General features: G+C 59.9%; 24 protein-coding genes. 15 read left to right on the top strand and 9 right to left on the bottom strand.

Going from position 1 to position 26320, the window contains the following annotated elements; genetic code table 11:
- Positions 1–4: 4 nt before the first annotated feature.
- Positions 5–868 (bottom strand): PHP domain-containing protein, encoded by an 864-nt coding sequence (locus tag ACZZ0A_RS04240; protein WP_095114459.1) that lies wholly within the window; start codon positions 866–868, stop codon positions 5–7.
- Positions 869–955: 87 nt separating this feature from the next.
- Here ACZZ0A_RS04240 and ACZZ0A_RS04235 point away from each other — a divergent pair, with 87 nt between their 5' ends.
- The 6 genes from ACZZ0A_RS04235 to ACZZ0A_RS04210 all read left to right on the top strand — a co-directional run bounded on the left by ACZZ0A_RS04235 (position 956) and on the right by ACZZ0A_RS04210 (position 5243).
- Positions 956–1555: a septation protein A gene (locus ACZZ0A_RS04235; protein ID WP_007919675.1), complete on the top strand. Its 600-nt coding sequence runs from the start codon at positions 956–958 to the stop codon at positions 1553–1555.
- 1 nt (position 1556) lies between these two features.
- The gene (locus ACZZ0A_RS04230) at positions 1557–1856 is read left to right on the top strand and encodes a YciI family protein (protein ID WP_007919677.1); all 300 of its coding nucleotides are present in this window, start codon (positions 1557–1559) and stop codon (positions 1854–1856) included.
- 149 nt (positions 1857–2005) lie between these two features.
- Positions 2006–2416: an SH3 domain-containing protein gene (locus ACZZ0A_RS04225; RefSeq protein ID WP_038363742.1), complete on the top strand. Its 411-nt coding sequence runs from the start codon at positions 2006–2008 to the stop codon at positions 2414–2416.
- Positions 2417–2423: 7 nt separating this feature from the next.
- Positions 2424–3101, top strand: coding sequence for a response regulator transcription factor (locus ACZZ0A_RS04220; protein ID WP_007919679.1), 678 nt, complete (start codon positions 2424–2426; stop codon positions 3099–3101).
- A gap of 176 nt (positions 3102–3277) precedes the next feature.
- Positions 3278–3727, top strand: a complete 450-nt coding sequence (locus ACZZ0A_RS04215; RefSeq protein ID WP_007919681.1) for a Spy/CpxP family protein refolding chaperone — start codon at positions 3278–3280, stop codon at positions 3725–3727.
- Between the two features lie 175 nt (positions 3728–3902).
- The gene (locus ACZZ0A_RS04210) at positions 3903–5243 is read left to right on the top strand and encodes a sensor histidine kinase (RefSeq protein WP_007919688.1); all 1341 of its coding nucleotides are present in this window, start codon (positions 3903–3905) and stop codon (positions 5241–5243) included.
- A 313-nt stretch (positions 5244–5556) separates the two neighbouring features.
- On the opposite strand, the gene ACZZ0A_RS04205 is transcribed toward ACZZ0A_RS04210, so the two are convergent.
- The gene (locus tag ACZZ0A_RS04205; protein ID WP_007919690.1) at positions 5557–6123 is read right to left on the bottom strand and encodes a nitroreductase family protein; all 567 of its coding nucleotides are present in this window, start codon (positions 6121–6123) and stop codon (positions 5557–5559) included.
- Between the two features lie 121 nt (positions 6124–6244).
- On the opposite strand from ACZZ0A_RS04205, the gene ACZZ0A_RS04200 reads away from it, so the two are divergent.
- The gene (locus ACZZ0A_RS04200; protein ID WP_007919691.1) at positions 6245–7699 is read left to right on the top strand and encodes a TrkH family potassium uptake protein; all 1455 of its coding nucleotides are present in this window, start codon (positions 6245–6247) and stop codon (positions 7697–7699) included.
- Here the strand turns inward: ACZZ0A_RS04200 and ACZZ0A_RS04195 are convergent.
- Positions 7656–8717, bottom strand: a complete 1062-nt coding sequence (locus tag ACZZ0A_RS04195) for an AraC family transcriptional regulator (protein WP_202949280.1) — start codon at positions 8715–8717, stop codon at positions 7656–7658. The two genes, ACZZ0A_RS04200 and ACZZ0A_RS04195, sit on opposite strands and share 44 nt — an antisense overlap.
- Positions 8718–8881: 164 nt before the next feature.
- Here ACZZ0A_RS04195 and ACZZ0A_RS04190 point away from each other — a divergent pair, with 164 nt between their 5' ends.
- Positions 8882–9193, top strand: coding sequence for an Mpo1-like protein (locus ACZZ0A_RS04190; RefSeq protein ID WP_414916104.1), 312 nt, complete (start codon positions 8882–8884; stop codon positions 9191–9193).
- Positions 9194–9207: 14 nt separating this feature from the next.
- Positions 9208–9798: an HD domain-containing protein gene (locus tag ACZZ0A_RS04185; protein ID WP_150692154.1), complete on the top strand. Its 591-nt coding sequence runs from the start codon at positions 9208–9210 to the stop codon at positions 9796–9798.
- Positions 9799–9915: 117 nt separating this feature from the next.
- On the opposite strand, the gene ACZZ0A_RS04180 is transcribed toward ACZZ0A_RS04185, so the two are convergent.
- Positions 9916–10731 (bottom strand): UDP-2,3-diacylglucosamine diphosphatase, encoded by an 816-nt coding sequence (locus ACZZ0A_RS04180; protein WP_007919701.1) that lies wholly within the window; start codon positions 10729–10731, stop codon positions 9916–9918.
- 135 nt (positions 10732–10866) lie between these two features.
- Here ACZZ0A_RS04180 and ACZZ0A_RS04175 point away from each other — a divergent pair, with 135 nt between their 5' ends.
- Together ACZZ0A_RS04175 and ACZZ0A_RS04170 are read left to right on the top strand one after the other, a co-directional pair.
- Positions 10867–11631 carry an AraC family transcriptional regulator gene (locus ACZZ0A_RS04175; RefSeq protein WP_007919703.1) on the top strand — a complete coding sequence of 255 codons (765 nt, stop codon included), beginning with the start codon at positions 10867–10869 and terminating at the stop codon, positions 11629–11631.
- A gap of 284 nt (positions 11632–11915) precedes the next feature.
- Complete coding sequence (locus ACZZ0A_RS04170) at positions 11916–12809, top strand: DMT family transporter (RefSeq protein ID WP_463542559.1); 894 nt, start codon at positions 11916–11918, stop codon at positions 12807–12809.
- On the opposite strand, the gene ACZZ0A_RS04165 is transcribed toward ACZZ0A_RS04170, so the two are convergent.
- Entirely contained in the window at positions 12803–13090 is a 288-nt protein-coding gene (locus ACZZ0A_RS04165; protein ID WP_007919707.1) for an Rdx family protein, read from the bottom strand. The genes ACZZ0A_RS04170 and ACZZ0A_RS04165 overlap by 7 nt on opposite strands.
- Positions 13091–13161: 71 nt before the next feature.
- On the opposite strand from ACZZ0A_RS04165, the gene ACZZ0A_RS04160 reads away from it, so the two are divergent.
- Positions 13162–15363: a patatin-like phospholipase family protein gene (locus ACZZ0A_RS04160; protein ID WP_007919709.1), complete on the top strand. Its 2202-nt coding sequence runs from the start codon at positions 13162–13164 to the stop codon at positions 15361–15363.
- A gap of 123 nt (positions 15364–15486) precedes the next feature.
- On the opposite strand, the gene ACZZ0A_RS04155 is transcribed toward ACZZ0A_RS04160, so the two are convergent.
- From ACZZ0A_RS04155 to recQ, 3 genes are all read right to left on the bottom strand, one after another.
- Positions 15487–17247 carry a motility hub landmark protein FimV gene (locus ACZZ0A_RS04155; protein WP_123376280.1) on the bottom strand — a complete coding sequence of 587 codons (1761 nt, stop codon included), beginning with the start codon at positions 17245–17247 and terminating at the stop codon, positions 15487–15489.
- 127 nt (positions 17248–17374) lie between these two features.
- Complete coding sequence (locus tag ACZZ0A_RS04150) at positions 17375–17809, bottom strand: MarR family transcriptional regulator (protein WP_007919713.1); 435 nt, start codon at positions 17807–17809, stop codon at positions 17375–17377.
- 313 nt (positions 17810–18122) lie between these two features.
- Complete coding sequence (gene recQ, locus ACZZ0A_RS04145) at positions 18123–20252, bottom strand: DNA helicase RecQ (RefSeq protein WP_123376281.1); 2130 nt, start codon at positions 20250–20252, stop codon at positions 18123–18125.
- Between the two features lie 376 nt (positions 20253–20628).
- Between recQ and ACZZ0A_RS04140 the strand changes: the two genes are divergently transcribed.
- The 3 genes from ACZZ0A_RS04140 (at position 20629) to ACZZ0A_RS04130 (ending at position 23962) form a co-directional block, all read left to right on the top strand.
- Positions 20629–21216, top strand: coding sequence for a UPF0149 family protein (locus tag ACZZ0A_RS04140; RefSeq protein WP_007919726.1), 588 nt, complete (start codon positions 20629–20631; stop codon positions 21214–21216).
- 10 nt (positions 21217–21226) lie between these two features.
- A complete protein-coding gene (locus ACZZ0A_RS04135; protein ID WP_123376282.1) occupies positions 21227–21622 on the top strand; it encodes a YbaN family protein in 396 nt (131 codons plus the stop codon).
- Between the two features lie 291 nt (positions 21623–21913).
- Entirely contained in the window at positions 21914–23962 is a 2049-nt protein-coding gene (locus ACZZ0A_RS04130) for an Ig-like domain-containing protein (protein WP_463542558.1), read from the top strand.
- 60 nt (positions 23963–24022) lie between these two features.
- On the opposite strand, the gene ACZZ0A_RS04125 is transcribed toward ACZZ0A_RS04130, so the two are convergent.
- Positions 24023–26311, bottom strand: coding sequence for an autotransporter outer membrane beta-barrel domain-containing protein (locus tag ACZZ0A_RS04125; protein ID WP_463542557.1), 2289 nt, complete (start codon positions 26309–26311; stop codon positions 24023–24025).
- Between the last annotated feature and the right edge of the window lie 9 nt (positions 26312–26320).

Genomic DNA, 26320 nt, shown 5'->3' with positions numbered 1-26320 from the left:
CTGTTCAGACGGCGGCAATATCTGTGTCATGTTTGAACCGACACCACAGGGGTGGAAGGTCCTCGGGAACCGGCCGGTACTGGCCGATCTCGGACCAGCCGCCAGGGCCATGGAAGTCACTGCCGGCGCTGACCAGCAGACCGAACTCACGGGCAAGGATTGCCAGGCTGCCCACCTGTTCCGCAGGCTGATGGCCATTGACCACCTCGATCGCATGCCCGCCTGCTTGAATATAGTCGGCAATCAGCTTCCGGCGCTTGCTGCGGGTGAAATCGTAGTGCCACGGATGCGCCAGGCTGACCCAGGCCCCGGCGGCGCGCAGTGTGCCAACGGTGTCTTCCAGCGTCGGCCAGTGCAACTTGACGTCACCGAGCTTGCCGGCGCCGAGCCATTTGCGGAAGGCTTCGGCGCGATCCTTTACAAAACCTTCACGCACCATCCAGTCGGCGAAATGCGGACGGGCCGGGGCGTTGCCGCTGTCGCCCAGTTCCTGCTGAACCTGCCGGGCGCCTTCGAGGGCACCGGGCATGCCCTTGAGGGCGAGCTTGCGGCTTATTTCTTCCGACCGCAGCCAGCGGCCATCGTGCAATTTGGCAATCGCCTCGACCAACGGCGCGGCATTCACATCAAAACCGTAGCCCAACACATGAATGGTCGCGCCGCCCCACGTACAGGACAATTCGACGCCGTTGACCAGTTGCATGCCCAACTCAGTCGCAGCCGTGCGCGCTTCGGCGAGGCCCTCGAGGGTGTCGTGGTCGGTCAACGCCAGGACTCGCACGCCGTTCTCGAACGCACGCGCAACCAGAACCGCAGGCGCCAGGGCGCCATCGGAGGCCGTGCTATGGCAGTGCAAATCAACATTCACGGGGAGTTGTAACCTCAAATCAGCTGGCGCTATCGCGCGCCCATATGTTTGTTATTATGCCGCCACATCCAGCTTCTGGCTCTCACTGTGAAACAATTCATCGATTTCATCCCGCTTCTGCTGTTCTTCATCGTTTACAAACTTGATCCACGGGTCGTCGACATCGCTGGCCATGAAGTGACTGTAGGCGGTATTTACAGTGCCACGGCGATGCTGATCATCAGTTCCCTGGTGGTGTACGGCGCGTTGTTCATCAAACAGCGCAAGCTGGAAAAAAGCCAATGGCTGACGCTGATCGCCTGCCTGGTGTTCGGCAGCCTGACGCTGGCGTTCCACAGCGAGACCTTCCTCAAGTGGAAAGCGCCGGTGGTCAACTGGCTGTTCGCGGTCGCCTTCATCGGTAGCCACTTCATCGGTGACCGCTTGCTGATCAAACGCATCATGGGCCACGCGCTGACCCTGCCGGACCCGGTCTGGACCCGCCTGAACATCGCCTGGATCGCCTTTTTCCTGTTCTGCGGCGCTGCCAACCTGTTCGTCGCCTTCACCTTCCAGAGCTACTGGGTAGACTTCAAGGTGTTCGGCAGCCTGGGCATGACCCTGGTATTCCTGGTCGCACAGGGCATTTACCTGTCGCGTCATCTGCACGATGCCGATACCACAACAACACCAAAAACCGAGGACTGACATGCTCTACGCCATCATTGCCACCGACGTCGCCAACTCGCTGGAAGCACGCCTGGCCGCGCGTCCTGCGCATCTGGAACGCCTGCAAGCGCTCAAGGGCGAAGGCCGCATCGTATTGGCCGGCCCGCACCCGGCCGTCGACAGCAATGATCCGGGCGCAGCGGGTTTCACCGGCAGCCTGATCGTCGCCGAGTTCGATTCCCTGAGCGCTGCGCAAGCGTGGGCTGACGCCGATCCGTACATCGCCGCTGGCGTCTACGCCAATGTGGTCGTGAAGCCGTTCAAGCAAGTCCTGCCTTAAATGCCCGTGATGAGGGGATTTGTCCCCTCATCACTCGCGACACGGCCACTGACAATGAACCTTCCTGGTTCTTGCTGCTCTCAATCGCTCATTATTCTCGTTTGCCTGCCGACAACCTGCCCAATATCCATTTGGAAGCAGGTGTCGCGATGCGCAAGGGTCCGTTGTGTCTGATGTTGGTCACGTTGTCGATCATGGCGCCCGCCCATGGTGAGGAAACCACCGAAGGCGGCAGCTCCACGCCATTGTCGTTAAGCGCCGGCAGCCAGATCACCGAGTTGCAGCAGCGCCTCAAAGCCAGTGAGCAGCAGCGGGAAGAACTGAGCAAACAACTGCAAAATGCCGACAATACCCGCGAAAGCGCCCAGCTTGCCCGGTTGCGCCAAGAGAACCAGCGCTTGAAGCTGCAACTCAAGGAAGCCCAGGCCAGTCCGCTGCCGCGTCTGCTGACCGATCAGCAGCAGTGGTTCGTCACGGGCGCCGGAGTAGCGCTATTGGCGCTGCTCTGCGGTATCTTTGCCAGTGGAGCAAGCCGAAAACGTCGGCAATGGCTAAATTGAGTGAGTCATGAGCGAGCTGTTACTGATTGATGATGACCAGGAGTTGTGCGAACTCCTGAGTAGTTGGCTGAGCCAGGAAGGCTTTCAGGTGCGCGCCTGCCACGATGGCCAGAGCGCGCGTAAAGCGCTGGCCGAAACCGCCCCGGCGGCGGTGGTGCTGGACGTGATGCTGCCCGACGGCAGCGGTCTGGAGCTGCTCAAGCAATTGCGCAACGATCACGCTGATCTGCCGGTGCTGATGCTCTCGGCCCGTGGCGAGCCGCTGGATCGTATCCTCGGTCTGGAATTGGGCGCCGACGATTACCTGGCCAAACCGTGCGACCCGCGCGAACTGACCGCGCGCCTGCGCGCGGTGTTGCGCCGCAGCCATCCGGCAGCGGTGTCGACTCAGCTTGAGCTGGGCGATCTGAGTTTCAGTCCGGTGCGCGGCGTGGTCAGCATCGACGAGAAAGAGCTGACCCTGACTGTTTCAGAAAGCCGCCTGCTCGAAGCCCTGCTCAAGCAGCCGGGCGAACCACTGGACAAACAGGAACTGGCGCAGCTCGCCCTCGGCCGCAAGCTGACCCTGTACGACCGCAGCCTCGACATGCACGTCAGCAACCTGCGCAAGAAGATCGGCCCGCACCCGGACGGTCGTCCTCGCATCGTCGCTCTGCGCAGCCGCGGTTACTTCTATAGCCTCTGAACCGCGCCCATTCCCACTGTAGGAGCTGCCGAAGGCTGCTCCTACACAGGGCATGTGTAAGGTGGGACGCGAAGCGTCTTTACCCAAGCTTTACGCAGTGCTGACCGCCGCTGACCTTGATCTCCGTAATCTGTACTCATCCGGAACGTACCGGGAACGAGACAAGGAGATACACCATGCGCAAGACTCTTATCGCTCTGATGTTCGCTGCCGCTCTGCCAACCGTCGCCATGGCCATGCCACAAGACGGCGGCCCGATGGGTGGCCCGCTTGACGGTCCACGCCACGGCGGTCAGATGCACGGCATGCACGGCAAAGGTCCGTACAGCCAACTCGACCTGTCCCGCGAGCAGCGTGAGCAGATCCGCAAGATCATGGGCGAGCAGATGCACGAGCGTAAGCAAGTGGTCGACAAGTACCTGGAAAAACTCTCGCCGGCTGACCAAAAAGCCATGAAAGACGAGATGGCCGCCAACCACAAGAAAGCCGAGTCCGATGTGCGTGCGCTGCTGAAACCGGATCAACAGAAGAAATTCGACGAGATCCAGAAAAAGCAGGCCGAGCGTCGCGCCGAATGGGCCGAGTTCAAGGCGTGGAAAGCGCAACAGGCGCAAAAGGCGCAATAATGATCTAACTTCAGGCCCGACGGCTCACCCCGTCGGGCCTGTTTTCATCGATCCAAATGTAGGAGTGAGCCTGCTCGCGATAGCGGTGTGTCAGTTGACAGATTTTTGTCTGACCCTCCGCTATCGCGAGCAGGCTCACTCCTACAGGGGTTTTGCATTGTTCTGAGGATTTTCTGTGCGTTCATTGTTCTGGCGTATTCTCGCGAGCTTCTGGCTGGCCATCGCACTGGTGGCCGGCCTGTCCATTCTGCTTGGGCACATGCTCAACCAGGACGCGTGGATCCTCAGCCGCCATCCGGGCCTCAACACGCTGGCCGGCGAATGGACACAAACTTACGAAGCCCAGGGCGAAGAAGCCGCCCAGGACATCCTCGAACAGCGCAAGCGCCAATATCACATCGACGTTCAGGTGCTCAACGAAAGCGGCGACCCGGTAGTACGCGGCACCTTCCCGCGTCGCGCCGCCGCCTTCGAAGCACGCCAGAACAACGATGACCGACGCCTGCCATGGCGTCGCCTCACCGACGAATTCACCAGCGAAAAAACCGGTGACACCTACCTGTTCATCTACCGCATCCCGCACCCGGAACTCGACTCATGGCACCGCGAAAGCCTGCTTTGGCCATTGAGTGCGTTAGGCATCGCGTTGGTGGTACTAACCCTGTTCAGTTTGCTGGTGACCTTCTCCATCACCCGCCCGCTCAGCCGTTTGCGCGGCGCGGTGCATGATCTGGGGCAGACGACTTACCAGCAAAACAGCCTGGCGAAACTGGCCAACCGTCGTGATGAATTCGGCGTGCTCGCCAATGACTTCAACCGCATGGGCGCGCGCCTGCAAAGCTTGATTGGCAGTCAACGTCAGTTGCTGCGGGACGTCTCCCACGAATTGCGTTCACCACTGGCTCGGTTGCGCATTGCCTTGGCACTGGCGGAACGCGCCAACCCTGAAGAACGGGAAAAACTCTGGCCACGCCTGACCCGCGAATGCGATCGGCTGGAAGCGCTGATCAGTGAAATACTGGTGCTGGCACGGGTTGATGCGGACAACGCCAGTGCCGAAGACGTGGATTTGAATGCGCTGCTCGGCACTTTGCAGAAGGACGCAAAACTCGGATCGCCCGAGCAGATCGTCCGTCTCGATGCCGAACCGCAACTGAATCTGAAAGGCTGGCCGACCATGATCGAACGCGCCGTCGATAACCTGCTGCGCAATGCCCAGCGCTTCAATCCGGAAGGTCAGGCGATTGAAATGCAGGCCTCGCGTCAGGGTGAAAAAATTATCGTGAGTGTGCGTGACCATGGGCCGGGTGTGCAGGCCGAACATTTGAGCCAGTTGGGCGAGCCGTTTTACCGTGCTCCGGGGCAGACGGCGGCAGGGCATGGCTTGGGGCTGGCGATTGCGCGAAGGGCGGCGGAGCGGCATGGCGGGAGTTTGACGTTGGCCAATCATCCGCAGGGTGGGTTTATTGCCAGTCTGGAATTGCCGCTTGTCCCCGGTGCAGTTGTCCAACCCTAAAAGCCACCCTCACCCCAGAAAAGCCCCTCACCCCAGCCCTCTCCCAGAGGGAGAGGGGGCCGACCGAGGTGTCTTGCGCAATACATCGACCTGAAGAATCGAGTTGATTATGGATCCGGAAGGCACGTGAATCGTCGCCGACTCTGGATTCGAAATGCATCGGAACCGTTATCGACTCCGAGTTCGAAATGCATTGGAGCCGTTATCGACTCTGGATTCAGCTGAGCACTTTCAGGTCGGCGTACCTCTACAGCATCCCCCAATCAGTCCCCTCTCCCTCCGGGAGAGGGTTAGGGTGAGGGGCTTTTGATCTTCAGGCCTTACCCGGCCAGGCGCTGACAAACTCAGCCAGATCAACCTTCTCCGCCACACGCGGTTCTTTCTGCGGCGTGCCGAGGTACAAGAACGCAATCACTTCTTCACCCTCAACCAAGCCCAAGCCTTTGGCCACATGCTGGGAGTAAGCCAGATCCCCCGTACGCCAAACCGCACCAATCCCCTGCGCATACGCCGCCAGCAAAATCCCGTGCGCCGCACACCCGGCAGCGAGCAACTGCTCGGCCTTCGGATATTTAACGTGCTCCTGCAATTTAGCGATCACCACAACCACTAGCGGTGCACGCAGCGGGCCGTTGCGCGCCTTGTCGATCATCGCTTCGGTGACTTCGCCTTCCTGCAGTTGCGCAGCCTCGGCCAGCAACTCGCCCATTTGCTCGCGTGCCGCACCTTCGATGGTCAGAAAGCGATACGGCTGCAAGTGCCCGTGATCCGGCGCGCGCAACGCGGCACCAAACAGGGCTTCGCGCTGCTCGGCAGTGGGGGCCGGTTCGACCAGTCGTGGAACGGAAACACGGTTGAGCAACGCGTCGAGAGCCTGCATCGGCCACCTCCTGAGAAAAATGTGCGGCTATTCTAGCTTCATCTGCCAACAGGATGCCGGTTTACATGCCCTGCCCCACGGGTAGAATGGCGCCCTTCCCACATCAGCCCGAGCGGACTTCATGGCGTTGCCGACCTTACGGATCATTGGTTTCATCATCGGCATCTTCCTGATCACCTTGGCCGTGGCCATGGTCGTGCCCATGGCCACCCTGGTGATTTTCGAGCGCACCAGCGACCTGCCGTCGTTCCTCTGGGCGAGCATGATCACCTTTGTCGCCGGCCTCGCGCTGGTGATTCCCGGCCGCCCCGAACACATACATCTGCGCCCGCGCGATATGTATCTGCTGACCGTCAGCAGTTGGCTGGTGGTATGCATTTTCGCTGCGCTGCCGTTTCTGCTGACTCAGCACATCAGCTACACCGACTCGTTTTTCGAAAGCATGTCGGGCATTACCGCGACCGGCTCGACCGTGCTCAATGGCCTCGACAACATGTCCCCCGGGATCCTGATGTGGCGCTCGTTGCTGCACTGGATCGGCGGCATCGGCTTTATCGGTATGGCGGTAGCGATTCTGCCGCTGCTGCGGATCGGTGGCATGCGCCTGTTCCAGACCGAATCCTCGGACCGTTCGGAAAAGGTCATGCCGCGCTCGCACATGGTGGCGCGACTGATCGTGGCGGCTTATGTCGGCATTACCATCCTCGGTAGTCTGGCGTTCTGGTGGGCCGGAATGAGCCCGTTCGACGCGATCAACCACGCGATGTCGGCGATTTCCACCGGCGGGTTCTCGACCTCCGACCAGTCGCTGGCCAAGTGGACGCAACCGGCGGTGCACTGGGTCGCGGTGGTTATCATGATTCTCGGCAGCCTGCCGTTCACCCTGTACGTGGCGACGTTGCGCGGCAACCGCAAGGCGCTGATCAAGGATCAGCAAGTGCAGGGTTTGCTCGGGATGTTGCTGGTGACCTGGCTGGTGCTCGGCACCTGGTACTGGTGGACAACCAATCTGCATTGGCTGGAGGCGCTGCGCCACGTGGCGCTGAACGTGACGTCGGTGGTCACCACTACCGGTTTTGCCCTTGGCGACTACAGCCTGTGGGGCAACTTCTCGCTGATGCTGTTTTTCTATCTGGGTTTTGTCGGCGGCTGTTCCGGGTCGACGGCGGGCGGGATCAAGATCTTCCGTTTCCAGGTCGCCTACATCCTCCTCAAGGCCAACCTTAATCAGTTGATTCACCCACGCGCGGTGATCAAACAGAAGTACAACGGCCACCGTCTCGACGAAGAGATCGTCCGTTCGATTCTGACCTTTTCGTTCTTCTTCGCCATCACCATCTGCGTGATCGCCCTGCTCCTGTCGCTGCTTGGCGTCGACTGGATGACCGCGCTGACCGGCGCCGCCAGCACCGTGTCCGGCGTCGGCCCGGGCCTGGGCGAAACCATCGGCCCGGCGGGCAACTTCGCCACCCTGCCGGATGCGGCCAAGTGGATCCTGTCGTTCGGCATGCTGCTCGGCCGCCTGGAGATCATTACGGTGTTTGTGCTGTGTATTCCGGCCTTTTGGCGTCACTGACCGCACCCGGCGCCTGCAACAACCGCGTCCGGTAATCGCCGGGCGTGGTGTCGAACCAGCGACGGAACGCGCGAAAGAAGTTGCTCGGGTCGGCAAACCCCAACAGATAAGCGATTTCCAGCAAGGTCATGCTCGGCTGCGCCAGATACTGCTCGGCCAGTTCACGGCGGGTGTCGTCGAGCAGTTGCTGAAAACTCGTGCCCTCCTCCTGCAAACGACGCTGCAAAGTGCGCTGCGACAAATGCAGGGTCTGCGCCACGGTATCGCGCTTCGGCTCGCCCTGCGGCAGCAACCGGCACAGCACCTGCCGCGCCTTGTGGGTCACGCGGCTTTCGGAAAAACGCGCCAGGTATTCCCCGGCAAAGCGGTCATGCAACAGCGCCATCGCCTCGTTGGCGGTGGGCAGCGGCGCTTCCATGTCGGCACGCTCGAAGATCAGCGCATCGTACGGTGCGTTGAACATCAGTGGCGCGTGGAAAGCTTGTTTATAGGGTTCCAGGTCATCCGGTTCGGCGCCCTGCACCAAGACTTTGACCGGGTGCAGCGTGCGTCCGGTCAACCAGCCACACAAGCCCAGCGCACAGGCCAGCGAGGCTTCGGCGCTTTGCCGGGTCGGCGGCAGATGGTCGCCGTGCACCGTCAGAATCAGCGCGTAACCTTCATCCAGCAAACGGAAACTCAGGTCGGCACTTTCGGCGATGATGCGCTGATAGCGCACCAACCGCTGGAAGCCTTCGGCCAGGGTATTGCTCGACATCAGCGCATAACCGGCGACATGAAACGACGCCGGGCGCACCACTTTGCCCATGTTCAGGCCGATCGCCGGATTACCGGACAACTCGACCGCCCGTTGCCAGAGGCGGGTCATGGAATCTTGCGGGAAGCGCGCATCCGGATCATCCAGAGCCGTGTAATCGAGCCCCAGTTGCTTGAACAGAACCCGGCAATCCAGGCCGTCCATCTCCAATGCTTTGACAATCCCCATCGCCCAGCTTGCAGAAGTCGTTCGTTCGCTCATGGCGTTTTTCTTTTACATGAGGGGCCGCATGCTACGGCCTGATTTGCCAAGGATACTAAAGTGGCGCCGATTGTCACTGGCCCACGCCAATGATCACTCTAGACTCAAATAAGCTACCCGCAGAACAACTCGTCGCCAGAACAATAACCACAGAGAACGCGGTCGTGGAAAACATCAAGCATTTCAACAGCTTCGCTGAGTTCTATCCGTACTACCTCAGCGAACACAGCAACAGCACCTGCCGGCGCCTGCATTTCATCGGCACCACGCTGGTGATTTTCATTCTGGCGATGACCATCGCCAAGGGCGCGTGGCTTCTGCTATTGGCGGTGCCGCTGGCCGGTTACAGCTTCGCCTGGGTCGGGCACTTCTTCTTTGAAAAGAACCGGCCGGCGACTTTCCAGCATCCGCTGTACAGCCTGTTCGGCGACTTCGTCATGTACCGCGACATGATTCTGGGTCGCGTGGCGTTCTGAATGAGGGTCAGCCAATGAATGCCAATGCCCGCTTCACTCATATGAAGGACGGTACGCAGGAAGACTGGGCGATCATCGCCGCCGACTTCAGTGCCTACGCCAAACAACTGCCTTCGCGAATCCTGACTCACCTGAAACTGCTCGAAGGCGACTTCGGTGGTTTCCCGGTGGATCGTCTGACTCACTCACTGCAAACCGCCACCCGCGCCTTTCGTGACGGGCGCGACGAGGAGTATGTGGTTTGCGCGTTGTTGCATGACATCGGCGACACCTTGGGTTCCTACAACCATCCGGACATTGCCGCAGCGATCCTCAAGCCGTTCGTCAGTGCCGAAAATTTGTGGATGGTCGAGAAGCACGGGGTGTTTCAGGGTTATTACTTTTTTCATCATTTGGGCATGGATCGGCATCTGCGCGAGCAGTTCGCCGGTCATCCGCAGTATCAAGCGACTGCCGAGTTCTGTGCCAAATACGATGCGGCGGCGTTTGATCCTGACTATGACACGCTGCCGTTGAGCTTCTTTGAGCCGATGATGGAACGGTTGTTTGCGCAGCCGAAGAACTCGATTTACAAAGCGGCAATGGAAGAACACAGCCCGGCCTGAGTGTCTTCGGGAACCGCTGCGCGGTTCATCGCGAGCAGGCTCACTCCTACAGTTGAAATGCGTACCCCTTGTAGGAGTGAGCCTGCTCGCGATGAGGCCCTCTAAAACACCCGAGAATCAGGCGAGTTCGGCGACTTTGGCCGCTTTCAGCTCCGCCTCGCGCGCCTGCGCGTCAGCCAGCCGATACAGCTCGATCGTGCCGTCCCAATGCTCGATCAGCGCCGTGCACGACTCCACCCAATCGCCGCAATTGAGGTAATCCACCTCCCCCACCTTGCGGATTTCGGCATGGTGAATGTGCCCGCACACCACGCCATGCAACTCGCGCTTCACGCATTCATGGGCAATGGCTTCTTCAAAGTCGCTGATGAAACTCACCGCGGTCTTCACCTTGTGCTTCAGGTACGCCGACAACGACCAGTAGCCGTAGCCATACCGCGCGCGCCAGTGGTTGAGCCAGCGATTGAGGGTAAGGGTGAATTCGTAGGCCGAGTCGCCGAGGAAGGCCAGCCAGCGGTGATAACGGGTGATGACATCGAACTGATCGCCGTGAATCACCAATAGATGCCGCCCGTCTGCGGTGACATGCACCGCCTCGTCAACCAACTGGATATTGCCCAGAATCAGCTTCGAATACCGACGCAGGAATTCGTCGTGGTTGCCGGTGACGTAGATCACCTCGGTGCCGCGCTTGCTCATGGTCAGCAAACGCCGGATCACGTTGGTATGCGCTTGCGGCCAGTACATGCCGCCGCGCAGTTTCCAGCCGTCAATGATGTCGCCGACCAAATAAATCTTGTCGGCATGGTAGCCCTTGAGAAATTGCGACAAGTGCTCGGCCTGGCAATCCCGCGTGCCCAAGTGCACGTCGGAGATCCACAGGGTGCGCACGCGTTGTTTGCGACTGGGTCTGGCGAGCTCGGCGCTGGTCATGGGCAACCCTCTGCGATGTTTTCGCCACTTTGCGCCTGCCCGGTTAATCGACCATGACAAGCGTGAGTCAGTCCTGTGACAACGCATCCGGTGTGCGCCGGTGTAGACTGGCGACCACTTCGGAGACAACCTGCCATGCGACCGATCCTCACCCTGCGTCAGTACACCCACGATTTGATCGTCCACAGCCACGACCACGCGCAATTGGTGTTCGGGCTGTCCGGTGCGCTGGATTTCGAGGTCGAGGGTTGTGGCAGTCAGGTGCGTCAGCAGAGTTTTGTAGTTATCCCTTCCGGCGCTCATCATGCCTGCGGCAGTCCCAATGGTAGCCGCTGTCTGGTACTGGATATCCCGGACGGCCAATGGCTGACGGATTCACTGGGCGAGCATGCCGACGCCAGCCATCGTCTGCTCGATCAACCGGCGCGCTTGTCGCTGGATTCGGGGCAAAGTCAGTTGGTCAGCTGGCTGGCAAACAGTCCGGTCAGCGATCCATTGATTGCCCAGCAAGGCGCGGTGTTGCTGCTGGCCAGCCTGAATCACGCGCAACCTGCGGAACACGCCATTCGCCGCCTGCCCTATGCCGCGCTGGATGCGCACATCGAGCAATACGCCGCGTATCCGCTGCAAGTCGCCGATCTGGCACGGGTGGCAGGATTGTCCAGCGCGCGTCTGCATGCGCGTTTCATGGCCGAATGCGGGCAGACGCCGATGGATTACATCCGCAGTCGGCGCCTGCATCTGGCCGTGCAAATGCTCCGCGACACAGCCCTGCCGATCGGCGAAGTTGCCAGTCGCGTCGGCTACAGCTCGCAGAGCGCTTTCTCGGCCGCCGTCTTACGCGAGTTCGGTTCGTCACCCGGCCAGCTTCGGCGCGATTCCTGCGACAAAAGACGATAGCCTGCCGACAGACTTACTGAGCTCTACACGCTTAAATGTAGGAGCTGCCGAAGGCTGCGATCTTTGATCGTTCCCACGCTCCGCGTGGGAATGCAGCCCGTGACGCTCCGCGTCACTGGACGCAGAGCGTCCCTAGAGGCGTTACCACGCAGAGCGTGGGAACGATCAAAAGCAAGATCAAAAGATCGCAGCCTTTCGGCAGCTCCTACAGTAAATGATCATTCCCACGCTGCTGCGTGGGAACAATCAATAGTTGAGATTGTGTTTGAGATAGAAGGATTGCAATGACTCCGCGTACCGCCCTCGGCGCTCTGCATATCGGTGCTTTGATGTTTGGCCTGACGGGTGTGTTCGGCAAACTCGCTGCCGCCTCCCCCGCTGTGATCGTGTTCGGTCGCGCGGCTTTCGCCGTTGTCGCCTTGGCGTTCTTCGCCCGCTTCGCCAGCCAGAGCGGCTGGCAGAAACTTCAGGCCGTGGATTGGCGGCGTCTGGCCCTCAGCGGCGTGTTGCTGGCCGGGCACTGGGTGAGTTTCTTCCTGTCTGTGAAGATCGCTGGTGTCGCCATCGCGACGTTGGGTTTTGCCAGTTTCCCGGCCTTCACGGTGATTCTCGAAGGACTGATCTTTCGCGAACGCATCCGCGCCAATGAAATACTGCTGGTGGTGTTGGTCAGCATCGGCCTGATTCTGGTGACCCCGGCCTTCGATCTCGGCAGCGGCGCGACCATTGGCTTGCTCTGGTCGGTGCTTTCGGGGCTGCTGTTTTCCCTGCTGTCGCTGACCAACCGCGCCAGCTCCGGGCGGATTCCGGCGGTGCAAGCGGCGCTGTGCCAAAACGTCGTGGTCGCGCTGTGTCTACTACCAGTTGCAGCACCGCAACTGAGCGAAGTGCGCGCACTCGACTGGCTGTGGATTGCGCTGCTCGGGGTGTTCTGTACCGGCGTCGCACACAGCCTGTTTGTAGCCAGTCTGGCGGTGATCAAGGCGCGCACGGCAGCGGTGGTGTTTGCCATGGAGCCGGTCTACGGTATCACCGTCGCCTGGTTGCTGTTCAATGAAAACCCGACGCCGAAGATGTTGATCGGCGGCGCATTGATCATCGTCGCCATCGTTGTGTCGGCGCGGATGTCAGGCCATGCCGACAAGAAAACCGTCGCCGCCGAGGCCGCGTCTCACTGAGTGCGGTCGTTGTGACCGAGGTCGCGGTCAGGATCGATCTGATCGCGAACTCGCTGCTTCAAGATTTTAGCCTCGGGAAAACCGCCGTCAGCCTTGCGTTCCCAGATCTGCACGCCGGCGCAGCTGATGTGAAACACCCCGCCGGTGCCGGGCACCAACGAGACTTTGCCGAGATCATCGCCGAAGGTGCTGAGCAGCTCCTGCGCCAGCCATGCAGCGCGCAGCAGCCACTGGCATTGGGTGCAATAAGTGATGACAACTTCTGCTTTTGCGACAGTCATATTCGCTGGAACTCCTGAGACAGAGGGCGCCGCTATAATAGCCGGCTTTATCGCTTGCCCCGAGACTCACAATGCGCCGTCTGCTGTTTTGCCTGCTGCTTGGTTTCCTCCCTTTGTTCGCTCACGCCGGCGTCGATGCCAGTGACGCGACGCGACCGAAAGTCGGCCTCGTGCTGTCCGGCGGCGCGGCGCGCGGGCTGGCGCACATCGGCGTGCTTAAGGCGCTGGAGGAGCAAGGCATCAAGATCGATGCGATCGCCGGCACCAGCATGGGCGCGGTGGTTGGCGGGCTGTACGCCTCGGGTTACAAGATCGATGAGCTGGAAAAACTCGCGCTGAACATCGACTGGCAAGCCGCGCTGTCCGACGCGCCGCCGCGCGAAGATGTGCCGTTTCGGCGTAAACAGGATGACCGCGACTTTCTGGTCAAACAGAAACTCAGCTTTCGTGACGACGGCAGCCTTGGCTTGCCACTGGGTGTGATTCAGGGCCAAAACCTCTCGTTGCTGCTGGAAAGCCTGTTGGCCCACACCAGCGACACCCGGAATTTCGACAAACTGCCGATTCCGTTCCGCGCTGTCGCCACCGACATCTCCAACGGCGAAAAAGTGGTGTTCCGCAAAGGTCATCTGCCCCAGGTGATCCGCGCCAGCATGTCGATCCCGGCGGTGTTCGCCCCGGTCGAACTCGACGGCCGGCTGCTGGTGGACGGCGGCATGACCGACAACATCCCGCTGGATGTCGCGCGGGAAATGGGCGTCGACGTGGCCATCGTCGTCGACATCGGTACACCGCTGCGCAACCGCAAGCAACTGACCACCGTGGTCGATGTGTTGAACCAGTCGATCACCCTGATGACCCGCAGTAACTCCGAAGAACAACTGGCCGCGCTGAAATCCTCCGATGTGCTGATCCAGCCCGCGCTGGCAGCGTTCGGTGTCACTGATTTCGGCAAGGCTCAGGAGATGATCGATGCCGGTTATCGCGCCACGCGAATCCTCGATGCGCGCCTCGCCGTCCTCAAACCCAAAGAATCCCAGGACGCCGAACTCAACGCCGCACGTTCGCCGGGTCAACGCACACCAATCATCACGGGCATCCGCGTCGAGAACGACTCGAAAGTCGACGACGATGTGATCCGCTACTACATACGCCAGCACATTGGCGAGCCGCTGGATCTGGCCCGATTGCACTCGGACATGGGCACTTTGTACGGCCTCGACTACTTCGAACAAGTGCAGTACCGCGTGGTGCACAAGGGCGAGGATCACACACTGGTGATCAGCGCTCGGGGCAAGCGCAGCGGCACCGATTACTTGCGGGTCGGCCTCAATCTGTCGGACGACATGCGCGGCGACAGCGCCTTCAATCTCGGCGCCAGCTATCGCATCAACGGTATCAACCGCCTCGGCGCGGAATGGCTGACCCGCGCGCAGATTGGCGACAAACAAGAGCTGTACACCGAGTTCTATCAACCGCTGGACGTCGGCTCGCGTTACTTCGTCGCACCGTACGCCTCGTTCGAGGCGCAGAACGTTGAAGCGGTGCTCGACAACGATCCGATCGCGCAGTATCGCGTCGAGCGCTACGGTTTCGGCCTCAACTTCGGCCGACAGATCGGCAACAACGGCGAAGTGCGTTTCGGTGTCGGCGAGGCCTGGGGCAAGGCCGATGTGCGGATTGGCGATCAGGATCTGCCGAGTGAAAACTTCAACGAAGGCTTCTACGCGCTGAAGTATTCCTACGATTCGCTGGATAACGTCTACTTCCCTCATGAAGGCAAGGACGTCAGTCTGACGCTGATGCAGTTCGAACCGGGCCTGGGTTCGGATACGCGCTACCGACAGTGGGAATTCAAACTCGACAAAGCCATGAGCCGTGGCCCGGATACGCTGATTCTCGGTGGTCGTTACGGGCGTACGCTGGACGATGCCAACGTGGTCACGTCAAGCTTCCTGCTTGGCGGTGCGCGGCAGTTGTCGGGGTTCAGAGAAGACGCGATTTCCGGGCAGAACGTCAGCCTGATGCGCGCGGTGTACTATCGCCGGCTGACGCCGCGCTCGTATCTGCCACTGGACTTCCCGCTGTATGCCGGCGCCTCGCTGGAGCGTGGACGGGCGTGGAACAACGACAATGAGTTCGACAGCGGCTATATCAACGCGGCCAGCGTGTTCATCGGTTTTGACACGCCGCTGGGGCCGTTGAATTTCAGTTATGGGTTAAATGATGCGAATGAGCAGGCGGTTTATCTGAACCTTGGGCAGACCTTCTGATCAGGTCGCCTGACAATCCGCCTTCGCGAGCAGGCTCGCTCCCACAGGGGAACGCATTCCAATGCAGGAGTGAGCCTGCTCGCGAAGGCGGTATCAGCTCAACCGCAAATCGGATCGGAGGCTTCAGCGAATTCCCGCCAGCAACGTCCGCGCCGTTTGCTTCAAAGGTTCATCGCCCTCTTTGAGCAATTCATTGAGCAACGCAATCGCACTGTCGATATCACCGTCATCAATGCACGTCTGCGCCTGTTCGAGTTTGCCGGAGTTGGCGTCGTGTACCAGCTCCGGCTCCTGCAAACCCAACGGTTGCAACGCCAGTGACGGCTCGGCATCAGCAAACTCATTGAGAAAATCTTCATCCAGCGGCCCGGCTTCCGATTCAGGGATCCACTCGAGTTCGGCCTCTTCGCTGGGCTCGGGCAATTCAAAGTCCTGAGGCAGAACCTGCAGACCGGAGCCGAGCGCCGAGGTGTCTGCCGCAGGTTCAGCGGTGGCCGGGCGACTGTCTTCCAGATCCCAACTGGAATCCATCGACAGCTCGCCCAGATTCAGTTCGAAATCATCTTCAGGCGCCGGTTGGGCAGCGGCAATCGGGGCCGCTGCAACAATCGGCGGTACCACGGCCAACGGTGCTGCACCCACCAGTTTCGGGTGCCGCGCGCGAACATCCTGCAACGTCCGGGCATCCACACCCAGCTCATGCAAATGACTTTCCTGTTGTTCATACGCGGCGCTGTCACCCTGACGTCCCAGCACTTCTAGCAACTGCAAACCGATATCAGTGCGCGCAGGCTCCTTGTGCAAGGCATCGCGCAACAGCCCGGCGGCTTCGCCCAATCGGCCATAAGCCAGATAGATCCCCACCGCCTCCAGCACATCACCAGCGGCGGGTTCTTCGCGGTGTTGGTCTGATGTGTGAATTCTGACCGACTCGGTGTTCTCGGCCTCCGCCGCCTCCGGCTCATTGCCTTGCGGCAACAGTGGCAGCGGCTCGGCAACCTGCCGCTGTTGTTGCCGTCGACGGTGCACAAACAACCCGGCCAATGCGCCCAGCAACAGCAACAGGCCGCCGAGCAATGACCAGTTCAAACCGTCATCGCTGGATTCGACCGGTGCAACGACTGGCGCAGGAGCAGGTGCCGGGGTCACCACAGTCGGGGGCGGCGATTTCTGCAACTCGACCAGACGTGTTTGCAAGTCACTGATCTGCTTCTTGCCGTCGGCAATCTGCACATCCTGTGTCTGCAGTTTTGCGTTCAATTCGTCGACGGTCTTCTGCAGTTGCTGATTCAGCAACACATTGGCGGCCAACTGCTCGGCCAGTGCATCGCTGGCAGGCGGGGGTGCTGGCACGGTATCGCGCTTGGCTTGAGGTGCCTGTGGCGCTGCCACGACAGGCTCGACAGTGGGAAACGCGGAGGATTGCGCACGTGGATCCGGCTCATCGGTGGCCGGCACGATACCCGGCGAACCCGGTGGATCGATCAACACGGTGTACTCACGCAGCAACCGGCCGTTGGGTTGATCGAGCTGCACGAGGAAATTCAGAAAGGGTTCGTTGACCGGTTTGCTGGACGTCACCCGGATCATCTGGCGATTGCCATGCAGGATCGGGATGAACTTGAGGTCGTTGAGGAAGAACACCCGCTCGACCCCGGCCTCGGCGAATTCATCCGCCGTGGCCAGGCGCGCGGCCAAATCGTTTGGCGTCAGCCCGCCGACATCGACCAAGGCAATGTCGGCCTTGAGCGGCTGATTGAGGCCTGAATGGACGGTGATATCACCCAGCCCCAAGGCCATCGACCAGGCCGAATAACTCAATACACCAGCGACCAGCAGCCATTTGGCGCCGCCGCGCAGTACCACGTGCCGACTTGCGAGCATGAGCATCCCTTAAATAAGCAAAACCGACTTCTATGCGTTCGCACATCCGGTACGAACACGATATTGCCCAGTAGTTCTTATAGTCGGCGCAGCGCGATCTCTCAAAGATACGGCACGTGGATGTGCCTCAAGATTTTTCCAGGTTAGCCAGAATGTGCCCGTGAACCCGCATGCACACCTTCAAATCCGCCTCGTCGACGCCTTCGAACAACTCATGACGCAACTGTGTGGCAATGGTTTCGATTTGCTCGATCAGCGGCAGGGCCGGTGCGCAGAGGACGATTTTTTTCGCCCGGCGGTCTTCCATTACAGACTGGCGTTGCACCAGGCCCTGGCTTTCCAGACTATCGAGCAAGCGCGCGAGGGTCGGCCCTTCGACGCCGACACTCTGCGCCAGCTCCCGCTGGGTCGGTGCTTCTTCAAAACGCGCCAGATGCAGCAGCACCAGCCAGCGCGCCTGGGACAACCCCAGCCCGGCGAGGCGTCGATCCAGTTCGGCACGCCAGCCACGGGACATCTGGGCCAGTTGCATGCCAAAGCGGTGTTGATCGGTTAACGGCATAAAACACTCACGGTTAGACTGAAAATAAAGAATTTCTAATTATTAGCCAGCTAAGCATGAGCTGCAGTTATAGGCAAGTGGCGGTCTGTACTGAATCGTTACATCTTGAAGCCCCTCACCCTAGCCCTCTCCCAGAGGGAGAGGGGACTGAATGGGGGATATTTGGGAATTACGCCGACGTGGCAGATCGGCGCTGAATCCATAATCGACTCGGTCATTCAGGTCGATGTATTTCGCAAGACACCTCGGTCGGCCCCCTCTCTCTTTGGGAGAGGGCTGGGCGGGCGGCGTTCCGATGAAGGGTACGGCCAAATTACATTTCGAATTCCGATTGCAGCGCAGCACGCACGCAATACAGCACGCCTTCCGGCACACGCCCGGCAAACAGCTCGGCCACCTCGGCGACCGACGGCAACTCGCCTTCTCCATCAAGGAACGCGTCCTGCACTTCGCCCATCAATTCTTCAGGCAAATCCAGCGCCTGTTCCAGCGACAACTGCTGCTTGCCGATCGCCTCGGCGAGCATGGTGTAGACGTTCTTCTCCGAGCACTGCAACTGACCGGCGATTTGCATCGGGGTCATGCCGGCGCGTGCCAGGGTGATCAGTTCGTGGCGCACGTCGGCCACCGCTTTCGGCGCCTCGACCTCGCCGCCGAGCACTTCGAGGAAGGCATCGCCATAGCGTTCCAGCTTGCGCGCGCCGACCCCGCTGACCCGGGCCATTTCCGCCAGCGAAGTCGGTTGGCTGCGGAGCATTTCCAGCAACGTCGAATCGGGGAAGATGACGTACGGTGGCACGCCATGTTCTTCGGCCAGTTTGCGCCGCAGCGCGCGCAGGGCTTCCCACTGTTCGCGCTCTTCGCCGCGCACCAGTTGGCTGGCCGGGCTCTTGCTGGCGGTTTTGGCGGTGACCTGCGGCTTGAGATCGCGGCGCAACTCCAGCGTGACTTCACCCTTGAGCAATGGCCGGCAACTGTCATTCAGACGCAGACCGCCATAACCTTCGTGATCGACATCCGCCAGACCGCGCGCGACCAATTGACGGAACAGCGAGCGCCACTCGCTCTCGCTCAGTGCCTTGCCGACGCCGTACACCGACAGATGCTGATGGCCAAAACTGCGGACTTTTTCGTTGTCCTTGCCCAGCAGCACGTCGACCAGATGACCGACGCCATAACGCTGGCCGGTGCGGAAAATCGCCGACAATGCCTGACGTGCGGGCTCGGTGGCATCCCAGGTCTGCACGCCATCGACGCAGTTGTCGCAATGCCCGCAAGGCTCGGGCATGTCTTCATCAAAGTACGCCAGCAGGGTCTGGCGACGGCAGCGGGTTTCTTCACACAGCGACAGCATCGCGTCGAGCTTGTGTTGCTCGAGACGCTTGTGCCGCTCGTCGCCTTCAGAGTTTTGCAGCATCTGCTTGAGCATCACCACGTCTTGCAGACCGTAGGCCATCCAAGCATCCGCCGGCAGGCCGTCACGGCCGCCGCGACCGGTTTCCTGGTAATACGCTTCAAGGGATTTCGGCAGATCGAGGTGCGCGACAAAACGTACGTTGGGCTTGTCGATGCCCATGCCGAACGCCACGGTGGCAACCATGATCAGGCCTTCCTCATTGAGGAAGCGCTTCTGGTTGAAGGCACGTAGCTCATTGGGCAAACCGGCGTGATACGGCAGCGCCGGGAAGCCCTGCTCGCTCAGGAACGCCGCGACTTCCTCGACTTTCTTGCGCGACAGGCAATAGACGATGCCGGCATCGCTGCGCCGCTCGGCGAGGAACGCCAGCAACTGCTTGCGCGGCTGCTCTTTGGGGACGATGCGGTAAAAAATGTTCGGGCGGTCGAAGCTCGACAGGAAGCGCTCGGCATTTTGCAGGTGCAGGCGGGTGACGATTTCTTCGCGGGTACGCTTGTCGGCAGTGGCCGTCAGGGCGATGCGCGGTACGTCAGGGAACATCTCGGCCAATTGGCCCAGTTGCAGGTATTCCGGACGGAAGTCGTGGCCCCACTGCGACACGCAGTGCGCTTCATCGATGGCGAACAACGCGATGTTCAGGCTCTGCAGGAATGAGAGCATGCGCGGCTGTACCAGACGCTCTGGCGCCAGGTAGAGCATCTTCACTTCGCCACGTTTGATTCGCGCGGCGAGGTCGCGCTGCTGTTCGGCGCTCAGTGTCGAGTTCAAGGCAGCGGCGGCCACGCCCAGCTCTTCGAGGGTGGCAACCTGATCGTCCATCAGTGCGATCAGCGGCGATACCACCACCGCCAGGCCCTCGCGCAGCAGCGCCGGCACCTGGAAGCACAGCGACTTGCCGCCACCGGTAGGCATCAGTACCAGCGCATCACCGCCACTGGCCACGCGCTCAATGATTGCACCCTGACGGCCACGGAAACTGTCGTAGCCGAAGATGTCCTTGAGGACGCGCTGAGCCTGTTCGAGCATAAAAACTCCAAAAATCTACCGATACATCCCTGCTCAGGCTGGTTCAGAACAGCCACGGCTGCTTAAACAAAACGTAAGAGCGCATTGCATGACAGCCGCAATGCGGCAGGGATCGCAAAACGCGGCAGTATACCCGAGCCCTTCCCTGCACAGGGCGACACCCGTCGATACAATCGCTGATACCTGTGTAGGTGCTGCCGAAGGCTGCGATCTTTTGATTTGCTTTTAATAAAGACAAGATCAAAAGATCGCAGCCTTCGGCAGCTCCCACAGGGTGTATGCAGGGTATGGCAGGTCAAATCTGCCATGCGGCTGGCTTGAGCGCGCAAGAAAGCCTAGAATTCCCGCATTGTTTATTCCCCAAGGTAGCCCCGTAATGTCCTTCGCTGAGCAACTGACCCGCCTGCAAGTCTTCCTCGACGCCGACGAGCTGCATGACGAGGCGCTGGATTACGTGGCCGCTCACGGCTACCTGACCGCGCTGTCTATCTGCGCCGAAGACGTACCGGAGCGTGAGTGGATCGACGCCCTGTTCGCTGAAGAGCCGCATTACAGCAGCGACGCCCAGCGCGAAGAGATCGAAGCCACCCTGATCGGTCTCAAAGCCCACATCGCCCGTCAACTGGCTTCGGATGAAGAATTCGAATTGCCATGCGAACTGGATCTGGGCGAAGAGCCGGACGATTCCGAACTGCGCGGCTGGTGCATCGGTTTCATGGAAGGCGTGTTCCTGCGTGAAGCGGCCTGGTTTGAAACCGCCGAAGAAGAAGTCAGCGAAATGTTGCTGCCGATCATGGTCGGTTCGGGCCTGTTCGACGAACAGCCAGAATTCGAAGACATCGCCAAGGACGCCAACCTGATGGACGACATGATCGTGCAAATTCCGGAAGCCCTGACCGCGCTGTACCTGCTGTGCCAGGCGCCCGACGAAAAACCGGCGATCCTCAAGCCACGTCACCACTAAGATCCGGCCTATGGACAATCCCATAGGCAACCGCCCCCTGATGTTGCGCTACTTCCTGCTGGCCGTCGGCTGGCTCAGCGTGGCATTGGGGGTGATCGGGATTTTCCTGCCCGTCCTGCCCACCACCCCTTTCCTTCTGCTCGCCGCGGCCTGTTTCGCGCGCAGCTCTGCGCGTTTCTATCAATGGCTGGTCGAGCATCCACGACTCGGGCCATGGATCCGCGATTACCTCGATGGCAACGGCATTCCGCTCAAGGGCAAGGTCTACGCGATCGGGCTGATGTGGGCGAGTATTCTGTTTTCGTGCTATCTGGTGCCACTGCCGTGGGCGCGGGGGTTCATGTTGACCAGCGCGGTGTTGGTGACGGTTTACATTTTGCGGCAGAAAACGCTGTACAAACCTTGAGTCGTCGGTAAATGCCTGGCTAAAAACAGCGTCCCGTCGAAACCGTTCATCTGAAAGCTTTGCATACCTGTCAGATCTGACAGGTGCGCTAACCCATCAATACAGGTTCAAATCACTCCATCACCCGACCGGAGTGCCTTCCTGTGTTCGTCAACTACCTCAAGCCGGAATCCCCGCTAATCCCCGCTAATCCCCGCTAATCCCCGCTAATTCCCACTGATTCCCACTGAGTGAGAACTGCACCGGTCGTCATCAAAAAGCGCCTGAATGCTCTTCAAGAGGACTTGCCTGATGCCTTCTCACAAGCGTTTCCGCTTCCCTCCCCTGACGGAAGGCAACAATCCACTGACGGTGCTGCGTCCCCTGCTGATTCCGGGGATGGTCGAGCCGGTGCAAGTGACGGATTCACGGGGCCCGGTGGCAGAGGACGGCAAAACCCGCGACGAAAAAGTCACCGTCACCGGCACGGCCACGCGCGGCGAAACGGTCGAGCTGTTCGATGGAACGACGACATCGATGGGTACGGCGCTAGTGGGCGCCGACAGCACCTGGAGCCGCGAGATCGGCCCATTGACCGAGAAGTCTTACCGCATCAGCGCCAAGGCTCTTTATGGCGCCGACCCGGTGTCCAGCGAGCCGCGAACATTCACCGTGAAATTCGCCCAGACCCCGGAAATTCTTGCGGTCAGCGATTCACGGGGGGACGTCGCCCAAGGGGCAACCACCTATGACAACAGTGTGCTGGTGGCAGGCAGCGCGACGCCAAACCTGCAGATCAAATTGCTGGAAAACAAACAGTCGCTCATTACCCTTGATGTCGACGATAAAGGTGACTGGAACCACCGCATCAACGATCTGAAAGTTCGCTCCTACAGCCTCACTGCCGAGGCGTTGTACGAGATTGACTCTGCGACCAGTCCGCCGCGGGATTTCGTCGTGGCGCAAGCGGTCACGCCGACGATCTCTCGCGTGAATGACCTGCGCGGTGAAGTCGCCGCCAATGGCACGACCTACTACCGGACCGTCAACCTCACGGGTAAGGCCAGTCCAAACGAAAAGATCATTCTGCTCAATGCCGGTGCGAACGTCGAAACGGTGGATGTCAACGGCAGCGGCGATTGGCAACATGTTTTCAGCAGCCTGAACCTGACCACTTACCGCCTGACCGCGCGAGGCGATTACGGCAGTAACCCGGAGTCCAGCCCTCCCCGGGTCTTTACAGTTGCAGCCTTTGTTTCACCGACGATTACCGCGGTCACCGACTCGGTCGGTACGGTGGGACCGAATGAAACGACCTATGAGACTGCAGTGACCGTCAAAGGTGAAGCCACCCCGCGCGAGCAGATTCAGCTGTACGACAATGGCGCCCCCGTCGGTACGCCGGTCAGCGTCAATGCCGATAAACAATGGACAACGTCTGTCACCGGTCTGGCCATCCGCTCCCACAGTCTGACGGCCAAGGCCATGTATGACGCGGTTCCGGTAGAGAGCCCGGCGAGAAACTTCAACGTCGCCGCCCACATCGCGCCGACGCTGACGTCTGTGCATGACGGCATCAGTGAAATAGGCAATGGCGGGCAAACCAAAAGCGCCACGGTGACCCTGCGTGGTTCGGTCACCCCGAATCGTCAGGTCCAGATTTATGACAACAACAGCCCAAGGCACACGGTGACTGCCGTGGGCAGCGCCTGGAACACTACCTTGTCGGTGGGTTTGGGCGGGCATTCGCTGAGAGTAAAAGCGTTGAGTACCGGGCAGGATTCAAATACGCGGACCTTCACTGTGATCTCACCGATTCCGCCGTTGAATTTCAACACGGGCAGCGTGACATTGAGTGGCAGGTGTTACCTCATACCTAACTGGGCTGCATATCCAAACTTCGGTCCTGGCACATATGTACAGCACACGGCAAGCGGCGGAGTTCCTCCCTATCGTTACACGTCGAGTAACAACAACGTCGCCGCGGTAGACGGTTCAGGGTTGGTGACTGTCAGAGGTAATGGGCTCTCAACGATCACTGTCATCGACAACGCAAGCCAATCAAAGAGTTACAACGTTCATGTCACAGGAGTGAAATTCGTTTGGGGGCTGGACGGTGGAAGCTGGAACACGATCAGAGACAGGGCAGCAGCCCGAGGAAAGCGATTGCCATCAATGGGTGAGTTGCGGGAAATCCATAACGCTTGGGGTGGTCGTTGGCCGATGGGTGACTATTGGTACTGGTCCGCTGACTCCGCAGGTGGCTGGCCAGCTCGGTACTGGTTAAAAAACCTGGTCAATGGCGCAGAAGGGCACGTCCAGTACTACGGATCTGCCTTGGGAGTTTGCATTGACCCTTAGGGATGAAAAACGCCCCGCAAATCGTGGGACGCCTTCACTTGGGGTCATCCCGATGGCTCTTTACCAAAAATACCGTAACCCCAGATTCACCCCGTAAGGCTGCTCAATATGCTCCCCTTTGGCATAGTCCAGATCAGCATGCACCTGCCACCGCTCGGACATCGCCACAGCCACCCCCGCCCCAAACTCGGCCCGGGAGCCGGACAAGTCATTGTTGAACACGTTGTTGTTGACCTTCACTTCGTTGTTGGAAGCGAACTCATGAGCAACCGCCGCACGCACATAAGGCTGGGCGACTGCGCCGTTCCCGAAACCGAAGTTGCGTCCGACCGTGGCCCCGGCCTTGCCGAGCAGTGAGCGCATACGATCACCGTCGGCGTCCATGTCGTTGTCCAGCGTGTAGTGTTTGCCCTGGATCTGCACCGCCGACAGTTGCGCGAACGGTTCGACGAAGTAGTCGTTGGCCAGTTTGATATGCCGACCGAACTCGGCAGAACCGCCTACCCCCCAGTTGTCGTAATCACCTTTGGTGCGGCTGCCGTCGCTCAGGTTGACCTTCGACTCGTTGCGAAAGCGGTTGAACTTGAGCACGCCGTCAAAGTAGTAACCGGTATCACTGTCGAGCCAGGTGAGATAAGGCCCGACGTAGTAACTTTTCACCGTACCCGAAGTACCGCGATTCAGATCCAGATCGGACTCACTCGTGCCGGCGAGCACCCCGACCAGCACCTGGCTTTCGCCCAGTCGAGCGTCGGCGCCAAGGGACAAACCCTGTTGCGTCTGCTGATAGCCCACGCCCGAGCCATCGGCAACGTTGTACTTGTTGCCGTAGGTGCGGATCCAGCCGCCGGCCTGGCCACCGTTGAAACGCAATTCGCCCATGCGGCTGCGCAACGAACTCAACTCGCCGTACCACACGGTCGGAGCTGTGTTGAACAAGGCCAGTACCGAGCGCGCGCCGGGGCTGATGACTTCGGTGGTCGGGTCGAGAAACCACTCCTTCGCTCCCCCCTCGATTTCCCGACTGGCCAGGCTGTAAGACCATGTGCCGACATCAACCCGTTGATCGCCGGCCAAGGCAAAATTCGCACCGTCGAGGGTGCCGGTACGCACCAGCGTCAACGCCTGCGGTGAAGCGGCGTCCAGGCCAGAGGCCGCAACCGCCAGCGCAAAGTCCCCCGCCGAAGCACCGATGACATTGAGAAAATCATGCTCACCGCTGGCGAAATCGCCCTTCATTGCAAAGGTCCCATTGCCGGAAAGTGAGCCGACATTGAGCGTGTAATACGTACCGGGAGCGCCCTGGGCGCCAAAGGTGACGGTGCCACCGTTCATGCCCAGTGCACCGATCGAATCGTTGCCGGTGAGTGTCCAGTTGGAGTTGCTGTTGACGTTCACGCTGTCGACATTGTCGAGGCGACCGGTGAATTGTGAGAGGTTGTCCAGCGTGACAGTAGCGGTAGAGCTGCCATCGACCAGCACGTCCCCGGTTATTCTCCCTTGGTCGAAAACGAGATTGGCCGTGCTGTTATCCGCCACGCTGATGTTGCCATTCAGCGTGCTGTCGGCAACGGTCATGCTGGCGGTGGATGAGCCTTGAACATCCAGTAATCTGCCGTTGCCAGCGAGAACGCTGGAACCGTTGGAGACGACTATCGTGGCCTGAGTCCCGCGATCCACCAGAATCGCAGAACCGCTGACACCTTGCACCGTCGAGTTATCCAGCGACAAGGTAGGACCGCCCACGTTGACAGCGTCATTGACCATCCGCACACCTGTCGCTTGACCGGTGATGGTCGTGCGCGCGGAAGCACTCACCTCGCCACCAAGGATATTTACACCTATGCCATCGCTGGCCGCGCCCATGATTTGCGTATTGCTCAATGACAGGGAACTCAGCCCTGTGACCTGTGACCCAATCAGTTGTCCACTGACCTGGCTATTGGAGACCGTCACCTTGGATCCGCCAGCCGCGACACTGGAACGGTTGACCGCAAGCCCGATTTCATCACTGGTCACGGTCGTTTGATCAATGGTTGCCTGACTGCTGGTCACTGTTACCCCATCACCACCGTTGTTACCGACGATGGTGGCGCCATTGAGGTTTAACAACGATCCGGACTGCGCCGTGATCGATCGGGTATTGGCGCCGGACGCGTTCAATACGCCATTGTTGCGCACCAGATAGTCGGTAGACGCAGCCGATGAATCGATATCCAGCGTGGTGTTATCGACGATAGTTGCCGAATGTGCAAAACCTGCGAAAAAAAAAACGGCCGGTAGGCAGAGCGATACTCCGAACCTGCCTGTTGGAAAAACGCGAACGTGTGATACATCCAACATGTTCATGATTGATTC

It is taken from the genome of Pseudomonas sp. AC242 (genome assembly GCF_979258655.1).
Note: the sequence above shows the minus strand (reverse complement) of the source record. Positions and strands in the feature narration are given on the sequence as shown.

Coding starts and splice junctions, on each gene's coding strand:
- ACZZ0A_RS04230 (WP_007919677.1), top strand. CDS start 1,557: ATGCTCTACGCCATCATTGCCACCGACGTCGCCAACTCGCTGGAAGCA.
- ACZZ0A_RS04225 (WP_038363742.1), top strand. CDS start 2,006: ATGCGCAAGGGTCCGTTGTGTCTGATGTTGGTCACGTTGTCGATCATG.
- ACZZ0A_RS04220 (WP_007919679.1), top strand. CDS start 2,424: ATGAGCGAGCTGTTACTGATTGATGATGACCAGGAGTTGTGCGAACTC.
- ACZZ0A_RS04215 (WP_007919681.1), top strand. CDS start 3,278: ATGCGCAAGACTCTTATCGCTCTGATGTTCGCTGCCGCTCTGCCAACC.
- ACZZ0A_RS04205 (WP_007919690.1), bottom strand. CDS start 6,123: ATGCAGGCTCTCGACGCGTTGCTCAACCGTGTTTCCGTTCCACGACTG.
- ACZZ0A_RS04200 (WP_007919691.1), top strand. CDS start 6,245: ATGGCGTTGCCGACCTTACGGATCATTGGTTTCATCATCGGCATCTTC.
- ACZZ0A_RS04195 (WP_202949280.1), bottom strand. CDS start 8,717: ATGAGCGAACGAACGACTTCTGCAAGCTGGGCGATGGGGATTGTCAAA.
- ACZZ0A_RS04185 (WP_150692154.1), top strand. CDS start 9,208: ATGAATGCCAATGCCCGCTTCACTCATATGAAGGACGGTACGCAGGAA.
- ACZZ0A_RS04180 (WP_007919701.1), bottom strand. CDS start 10,731: ATGACCAGCGCCGAGCTCGCCAGACCCAGTCGCAAACAACGCGTGCGC.
- ACZZ0A_RS04175 (WP_007919703.1), top strand. CDS start 10,867: ATGCGACCGATCCTCACCCTGCGTCAGTACACCCACGATTTGATCGTC.
- ACZZ0A_RS04170 (WP_463542559.1), top strand. CDS start 11,916: ATGACTCCGCGTACCGCCCTCGGCGCTCTGCATATCGGTGCTTTGATG.
- ACZZ0A_RS04165 (WP_007919707.1), bottom strand. CDS start 13,090: ATGACTGTCGCAAAAGCAGAAGTTGTCATCACTTATTGCACCCAATGC.
- ACZZ0A_RS04160 (WP_007919709.1), top strand. CDS start 13,162: ATGCGCCGTCTGCTGTTTTGCCTGCTGCTTGGTTTCCTCCCTTTGTTC.
- ACZZ0A_RS04155 (WP_123376280.1), bottom strand. CDS start 17,247: ATGCTCGCAAGTCGGCACGTGGTACTGCGCGGCGGCGCCAAATGGCTG.
- ACZZ0A_RS04150 (WP_007919713.1), bottom strand. CDS start 17,809: ATGCCGTTAACCGATCAACACCGCTTTGGCATGCAACTGGCCCAGATG.
- recQ (WP_123376281.1), bottom strand. CDS start 20,252: ATGCTCGAACAGGCTCAGCGCGTCCTCAAGGACATCTTCGGCTACGAC.
- ACZZ0A_RS04140 (WP_007919726.1), top strand. CDS start 20,629: ATGTCCTTCGCTGAGCAACTGACCCGCCTGCAAGTCTTCCTCGACGCC.
- ACZZ0A_RS04135 (WP_123376282.1), top strand. CDS start 21,227: ATGGACAATCCCATAGGCAACCGCCCCCTGATGTTGCGCTACTTCCTG.
- ACZZ0A_RS04130 (WP_463542558.1), top strand. CDS start 21,914: ATGCCTTCTCACAAGCGTTTCCGCTTCCCTCCCCTGACGGAAGGCAAC.
- ACZZ0A_RS04125 (WP_463542557.1), bottom strand. CDS start 26,311: ATGAACATGTTGGATGTATCACACGTTCGCGTTTTTCCAACAGGCAGG.